This window comes from Candidatus Neomarinimicrobiota bacterium (assembly GCA_017656425.1).
Classification (GTDB): Bacteria; Fidelibacterota; UBA2242; order UBA2242; family B5-G15; genus JACDNV01.
On record JACDNV010000003.1, the window covers coordinates 1 to 18,227 of the forward strand.

The following is an 18,227-nucleotide window of genomic DNA, read 5'->3' on the forward strand; positions in this document are numbered from 1 at the left end:
ATTATTGCAAAATGCCTTCTCAAAGTGTATACCATGTCCCTGAATCAGACAAATTTTAAAATTCTTATCACTTTCGGGACTAATATTTTCGGGATTAATGTTTTTTTACTTTTTAACCATTAAAACTTCTGGTTTAAAGTCTACTTTTTCCGTCTCCAGTCTTATTCAATTTATAAAATCAAAATAAATAGCCAATATGAGCGCAATACCTGAAAAGAAAAATATAAAGAAATAATTAACTTTATCTTTCTTTGAGCTCAATCTACATAGGATTGTTCCAAGTACATAGTATTCACGATCTGTCAACTTCTCTTTGTCGAATAGTTTTTGAATTAGAGTTGAGGACTCAATCTCCCTGTGTAATTTATGGTCCTTTTTGAATTTGTATAAAAAATAGATACTAAATCCACCAACCCCTAAGTACCAGAATGCTTTCCCGAGCCACGGATTTACAAAATGTGCGAGATTAACTGCCCTTATAGCAATTGTGGCTATCAAAGCAATAGTAAAAAACACCCATGATAGCCTATCTTCTCTACACTCTTTTAATCTTATGCAATCGATGCAGATAAAATCTTCTTCCCGTTTCATTTTATCAATATACCCTTTCATTTAAAAAACTACTAAAATTAGACTTATTATTTCCTAGTAGGTTACTGGGAAATATTTTTATAAAAGAATAATTATAGAAGCATTAAAAAGAAGAGGAAATTTGTTAATAATACCTATGGAAATACCGTAATCATATAAAGATTTAAATACGTCAATATATAAGATCGTTAAACTTATTTCACTGCCTCTCTTTTCATTCGATTCAATTAGTCTCCAGTATCGTTTATTGAAATCATCTTTCATTCTATCGGCTCTGAGCTTCGCTAATTGTTCAAAGGGCATATCTTCTGATAACATTTCTTTAGTAAACGATATAAGATCATCTAAAAAATCTGTCATAGCATAATCACCGAGCCGTATATTAAACTTAATATCCCTTTCTTCAATATCTCCAGAGTGCCTATATTCAACTACTGGTTCAATACATTTTATAATATTATTCAATTGCTTGAATCCGGATACAATTGGCACAACAAAGTATGAAGATACAACTGTATTTTTTAGCCATTCATTTCTAAATAAATGGTCAAGTATCCTCTCCAATTCATCAAATTCATCCAATTTATAAAACGGTTTTGTATCACAAATATTTTGCTCACCTTTACAATACCAGACAGGAACACCAACAATTCTATATCTATAAAATTTTTTCAACAACTTGCTAACTCTGTTATCCTGCTCCTTATCATCAATGGGGATATAGATAGCTCGTAAATTTTTCACAAGATAAAGATATCTATTCACCTTTTATTTCCCTACCTGAAGGTTCAAGGAAAACATCTCCAATCTGAATATTCGATACTTTCTCCATATCAAAAGGTGGACTAAAAAAAATTATAGTTTTATTTTCAGTATCAACCTCTTTGACAATTCCTAGTGCTATTACAAAGCCAATATCATCATTTAAAGAAAAAAGCCTATTTTTTTGCTTTAGTATTCCCGGACCAGGAATTCTACCATGGAATCCGTAATCATCTATATTTATTTTATTTTCCTGAACAACTTTAAAATACCCACGAAATTTCTCTTCTCTATAAATCTGTCTTTCCAGAGAAGTTCTTTGCCTGACATGTTCTGAGACAGTAAACCTGAAAATTTTCAACTGCCTGTACTTATTAAAATTTTTTAGAATGCCTTCCAGCTCATCTTCTCTTTGAAATGCAACTATAAAATCAGGTTTTATTAACTGAATAACATTATACTGAAATTCCTGAGCTATACCTCCAAGAACAAAACCAGATGAGTCTATAACTAACCTTTGAACACCAGATTTATTAGCAAAATCTACAAGACATTTTATTGAAGTGAGATTTTGAAGAAGATGTCCCTTTGGAGAGGTTGAACCAGTGAACATCAGATATTGTTTACTATCACTCAAAACTTTACTCTCATAAATCTCCATACCGACTGTTGTGGGTGGTCCTATCACTGACTGCCCCGGATCACAATCAATATATGCGGTCAAAAATTTTCCGAGAAGATTTTCTAATAAATACCTACAAAAAGTAGTTTTACCGCTATCAGAGCAGCCAATGACGTAGACAGATTTCTGTTCATCTTCTATTTTAAGAATATTTAAAAGCTCTCTCCAGCTTTCATCAGCTATTATCAAGACCTAATCTCCTTTTGCAATTATTACAAAAATCTTTACCCTTCCTGTCAGTGTCCAGAATTGAGTTTGAAAAATACATTACACACTTGTTATTTCTGCAATGTCCTAATCCCATTAAATGCCCAAGCTCGTGTACAGCTTCCTTAATAATACGCAAAATAAAAAAATCATAATAAACTTTAGAACCACTCATAGTGAACCAGAGTCGACAAGTGGAAATGATGCAAACAGAATCTAATATGTTTGCTTCACCAAAAACAAAATTCAATCCATCAGCAAAAAGGTCAACATCTGTAATAATGAGTGTTGCAGTATTGGGCTCAATAAGAGATTTTAAGTGCCTCAATACAACCGTTGAATTATATTGCTCACGAATTTTATTGTAGCTTTCTTGAGGTATTTCCATAGGCTCTGCTATCACTACTGGCAAACTGAACATTTTATTAAGCTCTACCGATATCCTTTTCAATACATCATTTTCTATATTATATGTTGGAATGATTTTTATTTTACTAAAATTTCTTATCGCAAATATCATGACCATAGAAAATATTATAAAACAATTAATTAAGAATAAAGACTAATGTAAAAACATTAATTCTTGATTAAAACCATAAAAAGGTTTATAATCAAACTATGGAAAAGGAATCCAATCAATTATTCGATATTTTATCATCAAAAACAAAAAGCAAACAATTGGCTTATACTAACAATGGAATTTCAATAGAATTAGTTGAAAGACTCGGAGAAAGTGAATACAGTCAAATAATTGCCATCTCTGAGGAGCTTGCAGATATTTATGGAAGTAAAGCTAAATTCACAAGAAGTACAATCACGAAGTATTTTAATTTTCCACAGACATTTCCACTTATGGTAAGATATAATGGTGTAATCGAGGGATTCATAATCGGTATCCCTCTCGAGCATTTTGCAAAAGAGTCATGGGCGCATTGTGATTCAAACTTTGGGAAAAACAATACCGTTTATACATATGCATTTATAGTCAAAAAAGACCACCGTAAACTCGGACTTGCTAAAATGTTAAAAAGAGTTTATCAGAGCTATATGAAGAAGATTGGATTTAAATACATTTCAGGTCATGTACGTGAAGGAGTAGCTCTAAATTTCAAAAAGAGTACACAAATTCTTAAAAAATTCCCAAACTGGAATGGCACTGGATATACTTTTGAATACTATCGCTGTCCTTTATAATCATATTTTATTTAAAAATCTTCATAATTAAATACCAATAATGATATGTAAAAACTAAATTATCAGGTTTTTTAAACTCTTTAAATAATCTATCTGAAGTAAATCAATGTATAATAGAAAGATAGTTTTCTTATCCGCCATTTTTGGTATAATAATTTTTGGCATATCGCTGAGTTTTCTCGGCTCAGTTCTGCCGCTATTTGCAAGGCAATTTTCTCTATCAGGACAGGAAAGCGGACAGCTTATTTTATATATCAATCTGGGAATTTTTATAGGGTCACTATTATTCGGACCAATAATTGATAGGTTCGGATATAAACATATAATAATATCAAGCTCTTCAGCAATTTTTATTGGGCTTCTTATCATTTCAATTTTTTATAATCTATATACTATAAAGTTTATGCTCTTTGTTATTGGATTGGGAGCAGGTGCAATAAATGGTATTTCAAATGCTCTTGCTTCAGAAGTTGGACATAAAAACAGGACTTACTATCTAAGCATACTCGGGACATTTTTTTGCGTCGGTGCTTTTGGCTTCCCACTAATTTTTGGTACTCTCTTAAACATATCATCTCCAAGGTTTTTAATATTTTTAATATCCTGTTACATTTTACTCAGTACCATAATTTTTTCCTTAATCAAATATCCATCGTCAGAGCATGATGAATCCAGGATTACTATTCATGATCTATCTTTGCTTAAAAGCAGAACAATTATCCTCTTCTCAGCTCTTGCCTTTTTTGAGAGTGGGATTGAGATGTCAGCAGGAAATTGGACTACATCGTTTTTCTCTGATGCATATGATATGGAGGTATCAATTGCCAGTTTTTCATTGTCAACCTATTGGCTTGGAATGATGGCTGGTAGATTTTATTTATCAAGGCTATCACTCAAATATTCTCCAACTACATTATTTTTCTACTTTATGCCAATCAGTACAATTGCATCGGTTATTCTTATTTTTACAAAAACCCCAATAGCTTCATTTTTTCTGATTTTTTTAACAGGTTACGGATTCTCCTGCACATACCCCATTATTATTGCGATAATAGGTGATATCTATAAAAAAATTGCTGGTACTGCTCTCAGTCTGGTATTCTCAATAGCAATCCTTGGCGGAATACTACTACCATATACAATTGGTATAATTTACGATCTAAAAGGAATGAAATTAGCATTCTCAATTATACCAATTGGAACAATTGTGGTAATAGTAATTTTCTATATTATAAAAAATAATCTCAAGAAAATCTCATATATATAATTCTACTCATCTCAATAAAAGCATCCTCTTTGTCTGGATATCATCACTGGAAACCACACGATAAAAATAGACTCCACTCGGTACCATACAGCCAAGGTTATCCTTTCCATCCCAGACAACTTTATAGTATCCCCTGTCATATAATTCATTATTTACAATGGTTCTGATATTCTCACCAAGCATATTATAAATATTAATCGAAATCCTATAACTTGCAGGAATTGAAAAACTAATAACAGTAGATGAATTAAATGGATTCGGATAATTTGGGTAAACTATAAACTTATCAGCTATTTTGACATCCAAATGGCTCACTTTATTAATGCTAAGAGGCATACTAATGATTGTACCTTTATTTCCAACCGCCCAGAGTTTATTATAGCCATATCTCAGCCTTTTAAATTCCACATCTCCTACACCCTGGGGCACTTGCATTTGACTCCAGTTCGCTCCCCCATCATCTGATTTATAAATCTTGCGATTTCTACCCGCTACAAATACTAAAGTTTCAGTAACAAATTCTACATCATTCAAACAATCCCCATCGGGATCAGTAAAGACCGTGTATGCAGTGTCATAAATTTCATCGATAGTAGTTCTATAAATAATACCATCACCGCTCACAATTAAACCGGTGTCTCCTCTAAATTCTACTGCACTCAATGTCAAACTACTAAGAGTCAATGCCTCATCAAAATAAATCGTATCATTTAATAGTCTTGCAACAAAAACTCTACCTCCTGTTCCGACAGCAACAATTTGTGAATCGGAGATCATGTATACATCATTAACACTTCCTTTAAAATAACTGTCCCCTATCCATGTATTGCCACCATCTAGGGATACAAATAAATAACCTGCTGAACCAGCGATAAAGACGGTGTCTCCTCGATGCCCGATACTATAAAAATTTCTATTAGATAATTCAGAGAATGGACTTCCTACAACCGTCCAGCTATTTCCACCGTCATCAGTTTTGAGTATTTTACCCCAGCTCCCGGTGATAAATCCGACTTCTTCATTTAAAAATTCGCAATCATTTAAATTTTCATTTACCCCTGTTCTTAAATTGTTCGGATACTCCCAGCTTGAACCACTATCACTGCTAATAGTTATCTCACCACCTCCAAAACTGGTTGCGATAATTTTACCCCCACCAATAATTTCTATACTATGAAAGTCTAGAGACGGCCATTCATTCATAGGGGTAAAGCTTTTTCCATAATTATCAGTTTTAAACCACTGACCAAGGGACTGAAAAACATAACACACACCATCTCCGACAAAATCTACAAGCTCTACATTTTGCCCTGATGCTGTCTGGAGGGTATCCCAGCTTTCTCCACCATCTATGGTGATAATCAAATATCCGCTGGTTCCCCCCGCAACTATTGTATCTTTATTTACTACATCTGCAGAAATTAAATATTCAAAACTTGATGTATAGGGCGTAACGAGTCTGTAGGTCCTGCCTCCATCTTTAGACAAAAATCCACAATAATGATAACCACCTATGAAAATAGTTGAGTCACCTCCAGCAGAAACGCAGTATAATTTTCTAGCTTTTGCATCCAATGGAAACAATTTATCAATCATAACGCATTGCCAGGTCTCTCCTCCATCGTAGGTATAAAAAGTATATCCACCCTTCGAATCAGATATTGCAACACCAACGTCCTCATTGCAGAAAGCTATTCCACCATCAATATCCTGTCCTTCAAAACCGTAATTAGCTTTCTCGTAATTTTCACCACCATCGGTAGTTTTTAAAACGGTACTATCCTTACCCCCGAAAAATACAACTTCTTCATTCACTACAGAAAGGCATATTAAATCCATCTTATAGTTTGCAGTATCTCCTACTTGAGTCCAATTAGTCCCACCATCGGTAGTTTTGTATATTATTCCAGATTCTCCACATGCATAACCAACATTTTCATCGGCAAATTCTATATCATTCCACTCCAATCCACCACCATCTGAATCCCTCACAACTAACCAGGTATTACCACCATCTGTTGTTTTCCATACAATTCCATCATCATATACCAGAAAGCCAGTCATAGAATCAATAAAATAACCCCTGCTTGTAGTCCTAATACCCCCAGCAGTCTTTACAACTTCCCAATCAGATGAATACAATTTAAAAATAAAAAAAGATACTAAAATAATGATTGAAAATTTAGATCTCATCTGCCCCTCTCTATTTATATCCCCACCATTAACTGCACTTCGCCGGTATTTATCCGACAATTCGAATAATACGGCTTATAACTTTTTAAAGAAATCGACGTCTTAACACTGCCATAAATTGTTAGTTTCGATAATACTATACTTATCTGACTTAAAAAGATACTGTCTGTATCCCATCTAAAATCAGTATCAAAAGTCGATATAAAATAATTCAAATCTAAATTAAAATTATCTTTCAACTTTAGTCCTGAATTAAGCTTTATTTTAAATTTTTTCAATGTACTAACACTATTAAATTTACTGTTGTATTCCACATAATCAACATTACTTCTGCCAAATCCAACATTGATGCCAAAGTATCTATCTACAAAAAAAATATCCAAACTACCACTTATGAAATTTTCTTTCATATTATTTTCAAGAATTAAAACTTTATACTCGGACGACTCAGCCCAGTCCGATATCTCTTTTCTATAAAAACATAAGCCACTTGATATTATTCCAGATTTTTTAATAATCCCAGCGTTTATGAAATAGCCCTCCCTTACCCAATCCCCCCTTGGTTTCATAACACTACCATTATTTACTGCAATTTTAGCTTCTTTCATACCCACGTAGTATTCAATATTTAAATTCCAGCCTTTGAAAAAATTATATTCGAACCCACCTCCTATCTCCCAGCCCTGAGAACTATAATCTTTCTTCTTTGAAACCCCCGGTTCTTCAATTTTATATATGTGAAATCCGTAAAAAGTCCTTATCAAAGCATCCTGGTATTCTTTAACCGCTTCGTATTTCCTCTGATTATTAAGGTAACGAAAATAAACTGAAGAATTTATCCTTTTACCTTTAAAACCAACCCCTATTGAACTATCAAAATTCCTGGCTATAGTTTCACACTTTGTATATACATCTTTAAGCCCTCTCTCAATCCCGTAATTTATCAGAAACCCAGCTATCAAGCCCCCTCTCCATCGGTACAGATCAGCAAATGATAGGACTGGACCATTGTAACTTACATTTCCTACTGTTGTATCAATTATTGAAAAGTAGTTATCATAGAACGACTTCTCCAGTGACCGACCGAGTTTTAAGTAATCAAACTGGCAGTAATATATTCTACTGGATATAATGTTTTTATCACTAAGTGTTTTATAATTTCTATATATCAGACCAAACTCAAAAACACTTTCCGGGTCATATTCACGTTTATATCCAAAATTAGTATTATGTAAATACAAACCAATAACAGAACTATCATTGTTGTTAGTATATAACAGCCTGACGGGATTAACTTCCAAAGAATTTGTTATGCCAGAAGAACTAAGGCTATCATACCAACTTCGCTCAAAATAGAGAAGGCTTTCGTATCCTGATGAATATTTAAATAATACTATAACCAGTCCTATAAGGGCTAATCTTTTCATATTATCTTTTCACTAAATTCTGATAGTGGCAGCCAGGTGTCGGACGATCAATTAATACAAAATCCAGAGCGGAATTATTTGTATCAAAACCCGGGCTGACTCTTTCCAATGATTTACCACTATAAGCTACCATACCAATACCCGCAAATCCCGCATCAAGGAATTTTTCAATTCTTTTTTTATAATCAGAATTATTGGAATATTCAACACAATCTATAACTGTAGATGGATCAATACCATCAAGATAATTGATATCAGTCCCATCGGCAATAAGAACCACATCATTGGTTAAGCTCAATAAAAAATCACGTTCATACCCCTCTTCTATATTATCAATGTTTGGGACATCTTCGTTATCCCAATCAGTAACATCTAAACTATTTCTAAATTCCCAATCTGCATTGGACAGATCTACGCTACTCTCAACATTTTTTGTATGATCATATGCATCATGTGCAAGTACAACAAAAGAGTGTGGTGGCACAGGGTATTGCCTTCCTGTTACCGATTCCCCAGGAAACCTGAAAATAAATTTTACACTATTTATATTTCCAACTCTACAGACTATCATACCATCCAGATATAATGTATCCTCTGAACTGTTATATAATTCTATGAACTGATCATAAAAATAAAAATTATCACTTTTCGCTCCTGAAACATAAATCTCATTTATTTTTAAACCAGCACCCTCATTTTCTTTTAATAATTCTAAAGTATCATTAATAAAGAAACTATCAGGTTCAACAATTTTACTTCCTATAACATGTATCTTAATTACCTCTCCAGGAGTAATATCAGAAACATAGTATATAGTATCGGAAACATTTATTATGTATCTGGAATAAATCAGGTCATAAAACTCGACATAACCATTCGTATCGGTAACCTTCCTAACGTCATCAATATTAAAATCAAGTGATTTCAGACGTATGTGGATATTTTTGGCCGGTTTCCCCAGATATGACACAAAGAATATCATATCAAGATTACCATCGTACAGGAGTGGTTCCTCTTTAGAACAATTATTAAACGTAAAAATACACAGACAAACTATAAGCAATATTTCTTTAACAACAATATAATCTGATATTTTTATTCTCCCCACCATCCCACGAATAAAATAATAAATTTATTTCGTACAGTAAACAAAAGATTTCAAACGATTTGCCATGACAATATTACATTATTACAATAATAAATGTAATTTTAAGCATTTACCACTGTTTGCTTAATTCTATTCCATAATAAATTGGAGGATTCATCTCTAACTGAACATTCTCATAACGATCATAGTAAACAGCTCTATCATCAAGAATATTATTGATGTAGATAGAAATTTCTGTGTTGTGACCAATTGACTTTGTCAAACGCAGACTGAAAATAAACTTCTGTGGATAACTTTTTAAATATCTTTCCCAGTATCTATAATCACTCATGCCCTGATATATAATCCTCCTCACACCATTGATTTCAACTAATGTGCTGTTGGATTGAAATACTTTTTTGTAATGATTCAATAAAATGTGCTGTAGATCTATAGAAACCCATAACCCCAATCTATCGCTCACAAATGATATACAATGGTCTAAAATAATCTTTTCCTGCCATTCATATGGTGGAACGTACCAGATTTGCTCCCAGGTTGTATCCGGAGCAGGGTCATAAATCTTACCATACTGACCTTTTTTCTGATACCTATAGGTAATATTCAAGTCATATTTGAAATTCTTGATTCTCCTCGTCCTCATGATAAGCTCAAGTCCACTCAGAACAAGCCAACCTCGATTCTCAAATCGTGAATAGGTTTTGCTTGTTATCTCTTCCGGATTACTTTCCCAGTTCCAAGGATATTCTATCAAAACAGGCACTCTGTCAATATCGAAAAGATATCCAGTGAGTGATAAACCAATATCTTTCCGAAACTGCCAATCGACAGAAATCTCGTATCTATCAGAACAATACGCTTTCAAATTTCTATTTCTCTGCGACCTCTTCTCCTCCACAATTGAATCCTGAACCATATATTTACAATAAGCAGGGCTCCGATTGACATAGGCAAGTGATACTGACTTTACACTGCGACCCGCTCCAATTCTCACTCTAACAGTCTTCCCTAACCAATAACCAATATTCAACCTTGGAGATAAATACTCCCCATGCCTGTCCCTAAAAAGCCCATCTTTTAAAGATATTCTCTCTGGATTAATTACATCATATCTAATACCAGCCATGGCTTCCAGTTTCTTTGATAACACATATGTGCTAATATTATCTTCATAAAAAAATGTTAACCTGTATATGGGATCCATATCATTAAAAGAATAGGACCTTTTAGGTGAATTGGCACCATAAAAATTAAAAACAGAATCAATAACCATTCCCGGACCAATATTTCTTCTGAAATCGAACTCAAATCCTTTCAAAAAGTTATGGTCGAAAACCACCCCTTTTCTCCTTATCCTCTCTTTTACCTTAATGAAATAATTCAGCTCTTTTCCTATTTCATTAAGCTTACCTATGTAGCCATTATATATTGTATCAGGTGTTACCAATTGCTCTGCCACCCACCTTTCCTGATAATACCACCTCCTATTTAAACCCATATTCATTATAGCTGAAAGAATTCGGTCATTTGAATATCTATAATCAAGAGAAAATGAACCGGAGGCAAGATATCCCCGATTAAAAGTCTTCATTCTGTATATGTCAGTAGGCTTTTGATTGTCCAATAGCCTGGTGTAAGTATAAGATAATCTGTAATCCAGTTTTTTATCTCTGGTACTTCCTGAGTAATTCCCGGAAAAATAAAATCTATGATATTCATCCCCTTTTTTTCTCAGGTCTCTCTCGCTGTATGCATAATTAAAGAACCAATTAAAAACAGAACTCTTAAATTTTAGTCCAGAAGTAAGACTGGCAGCTTTTGTATCAGGATTCAGCTTCACCTTTAACTTTGGTCTGACATAGTTATATTTTGTTATAACCTCAATAATCCCATTGGCAAAATTACCGTATTCTACCGATGGAATACCTGAAATCACCCTAACTTCTTTGATATTGTCAGCAGGAATCTCCCTCAAATCAATACCATAGATTCCTGTCTGCCCCTTTTGTTTGGCATTTCCATCATTAGAAACCTCTCTGCCATTAATTATTATTGATGTACCAAAAGACTCAATTGTACCGGGCATACCAACATTTGTTATCGATCTCACTCCCGCTCTTACATCTCGCGAAAGACCGAGACTTTTGGATTTTTCAAGACCAGGGACAAGATATAATATATCTCCAAGATTTGAAGCCTGCAGATGTTCTATATCTCCGGAGAATATTTTTCTTACAGTCGTTAAATCTCTATTTATTAACTCTCTCGAATCAACAATCACTTCGATACTGCCCAATAAAAAGCAATATTCTACAGTACATTCCCTATCGCCCTTTAATAATTTTATATTTACTCTATAATTCCCATCTTTAAAAATCTTATAATCAAATAGAATATTTTTATAATATCCTTCTTTTAAAACTTGAATATGATATCTACCGGGTTCTAAATCAGGAAAATTAAAATACCCTTCCTCATCGGTAATCGTGGAAGCAACTGCTCTGGCAGTATCAGTGTGGATAATTGTAATAACTGCCTCTTTTATAGGCACCTTATCTATATAATCAGTTACAGTACCCTCGATCGATGCAGAGTATAAAAAATAAACATAAAAAAATATTACAGCTATTACCTTTCCAATAACATACATCAATATCCCACATTCACAGATCATTAGATAGATTTTATTTATATGGACATTTATTTTAAATAAAATTTAACCAACTTTTAAACACTCCCTGTAATTAAATAAAGATATTAGAATAGCTTATCAAAAATTCACTAAATGCTATTATATATGATTTTTCGTATCATGTCAAGTAATAATCGGTATTATTTTTTGATTATCAAGCATTAACTATAAATAAATTGAAAAGCCAGTTTAAAAAATATTGTAAACATGTATTAATGATTACTATTCCAAGTCTTTTTAAGTTATGCGATTATTTATTTAGACTATATCAGGTTCTGGAATAAGGTCAATATCAAACTTTTCTTTTACCCTAAGCTGTATCTCTTTGCAAAATTCTAATAATTGAGCTGTTGTCGAACCAGAATAGGTAATAAGAGCAAGATTGTGAAAGGGAGAGATTCCTACATTTTTAAACTTAAGACCCCTTTCAAAGCCAGCTTTTTCTATAAGCCAAGCTGCAGGAATTCGATATTTTTCACCAGTATTAAAAAATACAATATCGGGATAAGCTTCTTTAAGTACATTTATTTTTTCAATATCTACCTCAGGATTTATAAAAAATGATCCCACAGTGCCGAAAGCATTACTCACAGCATCAAGGACCATTCCTTTACTTGCTCTAATCTCAAAAAGTGCATGTCTAATTGCCATAAGAGAATTTTTTTGCTCTTTGAACCTTTCTTCTATTACCTCACTAATCTGAACATTATCAAGCTCGGGCTTAACCCCAATCTTAAAACTGAGAATTACTCTTGTTATTATAAAATTTCCTTTTTTATTACTTTTAAAAATAGAATCCCTATATCCGAATTCACAATCCTCTTGAGAAAGTCTCACAACCTGGTTTCTTTCTATGTCTATAGACTCTAAATATAGTAAAACATCTGAGATAGACTGACCATAGGCGCTCACATTTTGCACAGGCGCAGCCCCAATAGTACCGGGAATCCATGACAACCTCTCCATCCCCGATAATTCATTGACAATCGACCATAGTACTACCTTGTCGAGCTCAATCCCGGCTCCAGCAGTTATGGTTACCTCATCGCCATTTTTATTTATATTAAAATCGGAAATACAATTTTTTATAACAACGCCTTTATATCCCTCATCCGGGAAAATTATATTGCTACCTCCTCCTATAACCTTATAAGGTAAATCCTTTTTATTCGCAAAGTTAATTGCTTCTACGATATCTGAATCAGAAAAAGCTTTTACAAAATACGCAATCCTACCACCAAGTTTAATTGTGGTCAATGAAGATGCATATACACTTGTCTCTATATTCAATTATTAATCCTTAAAAGATTTTTATCTTATAAACTACCTTTATCTATGGCATTTTTTATAGTTTCAACAATCTTTTCCATAGATACTCTTATTTGTTTTAGGGTATCCCTATCTCTTATTGTAACAGTTTGATCTTCAAGTGTCTGTGAATCAACTGTAATACAAAATGGTGTTCCTGCTTCATCCTGGCGTCTGTATCTCCTTCCAATTGAACCACTCTGGTCATAAAAAGCAGACATATGTTTTTTAACATCCTCGTAAATTTTTCTAGCAATATCAGGCATGCCATCTCGGTTAACAAGAGGGAATACAGCAACTTTTATAGGTGCAATCTTGGGGCTTAGTCTTAATACTACTCTATCATGTTCGGCGTCCTCCCAGTATGCATCAAGAATAGCAATCAGAAAGGTTCTATCCACGCCAGCTGAACTCTCCACAACAGCAGGTACGATGTGCTTTTTTATTTCGGTCTCATAATAGGCAAGCATCTTACCACTACATTTTATATGTTGATCAAGGTCATAGGTCTGTCTATCTGCAATACCCTCCAGCTCTGACCATCCAAAGGGGAATTTGTATTCTATATCTGTACATGCTCTCGCATAGTGAGCAAGCTCATCTTTTTCATGAGGTCTCAATCTCAAATTTTCAGCCCTTATGCCCATGTCTATATACCATTGTAATCTGTCGTCAATCCAGTATTCATGCCACTTCGCCGATTCCTCTAATTTGACAAAAAACTCAAGTTCCATCTGTTCAAACTCCCTGGACCTAAAGATAAAATTTCCGGTGGTTATCTCATTTCTGAAAGCCTTTCCGATTTGAGCAATACCAAAAGGTAGCTTCATTCTGGAAGTTGTCAACACATTATCAAAATTCACAAAGATTCCCTGGGCTGTCTCAGGCCTAAGATAGACAATAGATGCGGAATCCTCCGTTGGTCCAAAAAATGTCTTAAACATCAGGTTAAACAGCCTGGGTTTAGATAAATTTTCACTGCCACACTCAGGACAGGTGAGTTTTTCCAGATGAAGTGAACTCTTTGCACCGCACCAAGGACAGTCACCACCTTTATAATGTCCTGGCTCACCACTCAAATCCTGGACGCCGACCTTGTTCATATATTCATTCTCAGGAATAATTTTTTTATCCTTAATCTGAAAACCATATCTGCACTTTTTACATCGATAGTAAAAAATTGCACTGTCTTCTCTGAATCGAGCTTTGCAATTTTTACAATCAATCAAGGGATCATGAAAATGCTTTACGTGTCCACTTGCTTCCCATACCCTGGGATGCATAAATATTGCAGCATCCATTCCAACCACATCTTCTCTCGAAATTACAACTCTATGCCACCAGAAATCCTTAATATTTTTCTTTAATTCAACTCCCAAAGGTCCATAGTCCCAGCAACTGGAAAGACCACCGTAAATTTCACTCGACTGGAATACAAACCCCCTTCTTTTGCATAGTGAGACAACCTTTTCCATTAATCCTTTTTCGTTTTCTCCCACATTACCTCCAAACTTTCCTAAATATTATTTTCTTTGTATTTAGATTTGCATCTGGGGCACTCTAAATAATTACCCTGTCTATTATCCACCCTTCTAACCAGCACTCCATACCCACAATTCGAACAGGCTTGATCAACCGGTTCATACCAACTTGCAAATTTACAATCAGGATATTTTGAACATCCATAAAAAACTTTCCCCTTACCTGATCTTCTTAGAACTATTTCTCCATCACAACCCTCTTCGGGGCAACCAATACCAAGTGTATAGGGAAGAGTTGTCTTACATTGTGGATATCTGGAGCATGCCCAGAATCTGCCAAATTTCCCATCTTTTATCAACATATTCGAACCGCATTCCGGACACACTTTTTTCTCTGTCTCACCAAGAGAAGATAGGGATCTGGCATTTTTACATTTGGGATAATTCGAGCATGAAAGAAACTTACCTTTCCTGCTCCATTTTATTACCATAGGAGCACCACACAACTCACAGGTTTGATCAGTCTTTTCCTGCAGACCAATCTTAATTTTTCGCCTGTTTTCATTAAGCATATCAAGAGCTTTTTTAAATGGTACATAAAATTCACGAACAACTCTAACCCATTCTTTATTGCCAGACTCTATCTTATCAAGCTCCTTCTCCATTCTTGCAGTAAAATCAACATTAAAAATCTCCGGCATCCCGTTTACCAGAATCTGATTGACTACCTGCCCAAGCTCTGTCGGATAAAGTACTCCTCTCTTCTTCTCCACATATTTCCTTTGTAATATAGTAGATACTATAGTTGCATATGTACTCGGCCTTCCTATTCCCAATCTATCCATTTCCTTTATTAAAGTACCCTCTCGATATCTTGGAGGTGGTTCGGTAAATTTTTGAATCGGCTCGACTTTAATAAGCTCAGCAAGATCTCCTTTCGATACAACCAGCTGTGGTGAAACTTTTTCAGAACCACCTTCTTCACTGGATTCCCTATACACCCTAAGAAAGCCATCAAAAGTTAACCTCTGTGCCTGATATCTGAATAAATATTCTCCACCCGCTATATCAATTATTGTTCTCTCATATTGCGCCTGGCTCATCTGACATGCAATAAATCTTGACCATATAAGGGAATATAATTTATACTGATCATCTGTTAGGTAATCCCTAATTGAGTCGGGTGTTTTTGATACATCTGTTGGTCTTATTGCCTCATGAGCATCCTGAATAAGTGGATTTGCTTTTTTGAACTGCCTTGGATATTTAGGGAGATACTCACTCCCATATTTTTCTTTAATAAATTTTCTTACATTATGTATTGCTTCATTCGCTATACGCACTGAATCAGTGCGCATATATGTGATCAATCCAACAGGTACACCTTCAATATCAACTCCCTCATAAAGCTGTTGAGCTATATTCATTGTTTTGGAAGGAGAAAAATAAAATTTTCTTGCAGCTTCCTGCTGCAATGTGCTTGTAATAAAAGGTGCAGGTGGTGTATTTTTAATAGTTTTTATTTCAACATTGTCAATTGAAAAATTTCCTCCCTTTATCCTTTCAACATGCTGACTTGCAGTCTTCTCATCTTTTATATCAGGCTTTCTACCACCGATTTTAATACATTTTGAAGTGATGATCTGATCACCTTTTAGCTTAAAATCAGCTTCGATTTCCCAGTATTCTTCAGGGATAAAATTTTTTATCTCTTCTTCTCTTTCACAAATTAATCTAAGAGCCACAGATTGAACCCTACCCGCACTTAAACCCGCATAAATCGTCTTCCACAGAAAAGGACTAACCTGATAACCTACTATTCTGTCAAGTATTCTTCGAGCCTGCTGAGCATTGACAAGATTCAGATCAATGCTACGGGGACTTTTTAAGCCTTTTTTTATTCCTTCCTTAGTTATTTCGTTAAACAATACCCTCAAAATAGAGGTATTTGAATTATTCTTACTTATTTCGTTGGATATGTGCCAGGCTATGGCTTCCCCCTCCCTATCAGGATCAGTGGCAATGTAGACTGCATCAGATTCTTTTGCAGCCTCCTTTAATCTTTTTATTATTTTGCCTTTACCTTTTATTGTAACATACTTGGGTTTGAAATCTTCAGCAATATTTACCCCAAAGTCCTTTTCGGGTAAATCTTTAATATGACCAATAGATGCAAGGACATTAAAATCCTTTCCAAGATACCGTCTTATTGTTCTGGATTTCGATGGTGACTCCACAATCAATAACTTCTTAGCCATACATGCTCCACCAAAAGCGGTTAGGAATTTACAAATTGAGTTTATAAATACAAGTAATTTTTGTCAAATTTTAATTAAATATGGTCACACCACGATTAGATTGAGATGTTTTTTATGTTGAACTATGTAAAAAGTATCAAACAAATTACATCATTCACAAACTGCAATCGATAAAATTATGGATAGAATTTTCTCTTTTGGTGTATCGGATCTTGATGCAAGAACTATTGGAACCTTCGCACCCATTACAATTCCGCCAACATTGGCACCGACAAGCCATATCAATGTCTTTAATATAGCGTTACCTGTTGTCACATCAGGAACTATTAAAATATCAGTATCACCAGCAATACTGCTATATATTTTTTTCTTCCTTGCTGCCTCTTTGGAGAGGACCACATCCATTGCTATAGGTCCTTCCACAATCACATCACCAAAACATCCCTGCTTCGACATCTCTACAAGTTTCTGTGCATCAACTGTGTCCTGAATTTTTGGACTTACTCTCTCAATGGGTCCCAGAATACCAATATTTGGCCTATCAATTCCAATTCTTTTTGCAAAATCTATGGCATTCTTAATTATCTGAGCTTTCTTTTCTACATCAGGCCTGATATTTACTCCACCATCAGTTACAATTAAAAGTTTATTATAGCGAGGACATTCGATGACACCAATATGACTTAGAAGCTTTCCTTTTCTTAATCCTCTTTCTCTATATAACACAGATTTCATAAGATCAGGTGTTGCTATATTTCCCTTCATTAATATATCTGCCCTACCTGCATTTATTTCATCTACCGCTATATATCCACTTTGTACCAAATCTGTTGAATTAATAACTCTGCAGGATTTTAAATTAACACCATGACGACTTGCAACTTCTTCTATTCTTCCCTCATCACCTATTAATACTGCATTAACGATGCCTTCTTTTGTTAACCTTTCCACTGCTTTTATAATAGTGTCACACTCAGGAGCAACAACGGCAATAGTTTTCTTCCCTTTTTTTCTCGCTAACTCCCTAATTTGTTCAAATTTTTTTAACATAATAGAT

The 18,227-nt window shown here is 34.3% G+C and carries 14 protein-coding genes; 2 read left to right on the plus strand and 12 right to left on the minus strand.

Annotated features, from left to right (window positions below; translation table 11 throughout):
* Positions 1 to 165 precede the first annotated feature (165 nt).
* Genes H0Z29_02675 through H0Z29_02690 form a run of 4 tightly spaced genes read right to left on the minus strand, consistent with a single transcriptional unit; the run spans position 166 to position 2,762 of the window.
* Positions 166 to 612, minus strand: coding sequence for a hypothetical protein (locus H0Z29_02675; protein MBO8130403.1), 447 nt, complete (start codon positions 610 to 612; stop codon positions 166 to 168).
* Between the two features lie 57 nt (positions 613 to 669).
* Positions 670 to 1,356, minus strand: coding sequence for a hypothetical protein (locus H0Z29_02680; GenBank protein ID MBO8130404.1), 687 nt, complete (start codon positions 1,354 to 1,356; stop codon positions 670 to 672).
* Positions 1,349 to 2,224, minus strand: coding sequence for an AAA family ATPase (locus tag H0Z29_02685; protein MBO8130405.1), 876 nt, complete (start codon positions 2,222 to 2,224; stop codon positions 1,349 to 1,351). The genes H0Z29_02680 and H0Z29_02685 overlap by 8 nt, the downstream gene beginning before the upstream one ends.
* On the minus strand, positions 2,211 to 2,762 hold the full coding sequence (locus tag H0Z29_02690; GenBank protein MBO8130406.1) for an archaemetzincin family Zn-dependent metalloprotease: 552 nt from the start codon (positions 2,760 to 2,762) through the stop codon (positions 2,211 to 2,213). The genes H0Z29_02685 and H0Z29_02690 overlap by 14 nt, the downstream gene beginning before the upstream one ends.
* 98 nt (positions 2,763 to 2,860) lie before the next feature.
* Here H0Z29_02690 and H0Z29_02695 point away from each other — a divergent pair, with 98 nt between their 5' ends.
* Together H0Z29_02695 and H0Z29_02700 are read left to right on the plus strand one after the other, a co-directional pair.
* Positions 2,861 to 3,436 carry a GNAT family N-acetyltransferase gene (locus tag H0Z29_02695; protein MBO8130407.1) on the plus strand — a complete coding sequence of 192 codons (576 nt, stop codon included), beginning with the start codon at positions 2,861 to 2,863 and terminating at the stop codon, positions 3,434 to 3,436.
* 106 nt (positions 3,437 to 3,542) lie between these two features.
* On the plus strand, positions 3,543 to 4,703 hold the full coding sequence (locus H0Z29_02700) for an MFS transporter (protein ID MBO8130408.1): 1,161 nt from the start codon (positions 3,543 to 3,545) through the stop codon (positions 4,701 to 4,703).
* A 6-nt stretch (positions 4,704 to 4,709) separates the two neighbouring features.
* On the opposite strand, the gene H0Z29_02705 is transcribed toward H0Z29_02700, so the two are convergent.
* From H0Z29_02705 to H0Z29_02740, 8 genes are all read right to left on the minus strand, one after another.
* Positions 4,710 to 6,896 (minus strand): T9SS type A sorting domain-containing protein, encoded by a 2,187-nt coding sequence (locus H0Z29_02705; protein ID MBO8130409.1) that lies wholly within the window; start codon positions 6,894 to 6,896, stop codon positions 4,710 to 4,712.
* Between the two features lie 14 nt (positions 6,897 to 6,910).
* Entirely contained in the window at positions 6,911 to 8,323 is a 1,413-nt protein-coding gene (locus tag H0Z29_02710; protein MBO8130410.1) for a hypothetical protein, read from the minus strand.
* A gap of 1 nt (position 8,324) precedes the next feature.
* Positions 8,325 to 9,434, minus strand: a complete 1,110-nt coding sequence (locus H0Z29_02715) for a DUF4876 domain-containing protein (protein ID MBO8130411.1) — start codon at positions 9,432 to 9,434, stop codon at positions 8,325 to 8,327.
* 106 nt (positions 9,435 to 9,540) lie between these two features.
* Positions 9,541 to 12,081, minus strand: coding sequence for a TonB-dependent receptor (locus H0Z29_02720; GenBank protein ID MBO8130412.1), 2,541 nt, complete (start codon positions 12,079 to 12,081; stop codon positions 9,541 to 9,543).
* A 300-nt stretch (positions 12,082 to 12,381) separates the two neighbouring features.
* Positions 12,382 to 13,413, minus strand: a complete 1,032-nt coding sequence (locus H0Z29_02725) for a UDP-N-acetylmuramate dehydrogenase (protein MBO8130413.1) — start codon at positions 13,411 to 13,413, stop codon at positions 12,382 to 12,384.
* A 26-nt stretch (positions 13,414 to 13,439) separates the two neighbouring features.
* Positions 13,440 to 14,906 (minus strand): glycine--tRNA ligase, encoded by a 1,467-nt coding sequence (locus H0Z29_02730; GenBank protein ID MBO8130414.1) that lies wholly within the window; start codon positions 14,904 to 14,906, stop codon positions 13,440 to 13,442.
* Positions 14,907 to 14,947: 41 nt separating this feature from the next.
* The gene (topA, locus tag H0Z29_02735) at positions 14,948 to 17,170 is read right to left on the minus strand and encodes a type I DNA topoisomerase (GenBank protein ID MBO8130415.1); all 2,223 of its coding nucleotides are present in this window, start codon (positions 17,168 to 17,170) and stop codon (positions 14,948 to 14,950) included.
* Positions 17,171 to 17,320: 150 nt separating this feature from the next.
* Positions 17,321 to 18,220, minus strand: coding sequence for a bifunctional enoyl-CoA hydratase/phosphate acetyltransferase (locus H0Z29_02740; protein ID MBO8130416.1), 900 nt, complete (start codon positions 18,218 to 18,220; stop codon positions 17,321 to 17,323).
* Positions 18,221 to 18,227: the final 7 nt, after the last annotated feature.

Coding starts and splice junctions, on each gene's coding strand:
- H0Z29_02675 (MBO8130403.1), bottom strand. CDS start 612: ATGAAAGGGTATATTGATAAAATGAAACGGGAAGAAGATTTTATCTGC.
- H0Z29_02690 (MBO8130406.1), bottom strand. CDS start 2,762: ATGATATTTGCGATAAGAAATTTTAGTAAAATAAAAATCATTCCAACA.
- H0Z29_02695 (MBO8130407.1), top strand. CDS start 2,861: ATGGAAAAGGAATCCAATCAATTATTCGATATTTTATCATCAAAAACA.
- H0Z29_02700 (MBO8130408.1), top strand. CDS start 3,543: ATGTATAATAGAAAGATAGTTTTCTTATCCGCCATTTTTGGTATAATA.
- H0Z29_02705 (MBO8130409.1), bottom strand. CDS start 6,896: ATGAGATCTAAATTTTCAATCATTATTTTAGTATCTTTTTTTATTTTT.
- H0Z29_02710 (MBO8130410.1), bottom strand. CDS start 8,323: ATGAAAAGATTAGCCCTTATAGGACTGGTTATAGTATTATTTAAATAT.
- H0Z29_02715 (MBO8130411.1), bottom strand. CDS start 9,434: ATGGTGGGGAGAATAAAAATATCAGATTATATTGTTGTTAAAGAAATA.
- H0Z29_02720 (MBO8130412.1), bottom strand. CDS start 12,081: ATGTATGTTATTGGAAAGGTAATAGCTGTAATATTTTTTTATGTTTAT.
- H0Z29_02730 (MBO8130414.1), bottom strand. CDS start 14,906: ATGGAAAAGGTTGTCTCACTATGCAAAAGAAGGGGGTTTGTATTCCAG.
- topA (MBO8130415.1), bottom strand. CDS start 17,170: ATGGCTAAGAAGTTATTGATTGTGGAGTCACCATCGAAATCCAGAACA.
- H0Z29_02740 (MBO8130416.1), bottom strand. CDS start 18,220: ATGTTAAAAAAATTTGAACAAATTAGGGAGTTAGCGAGAAAAAAAGGG.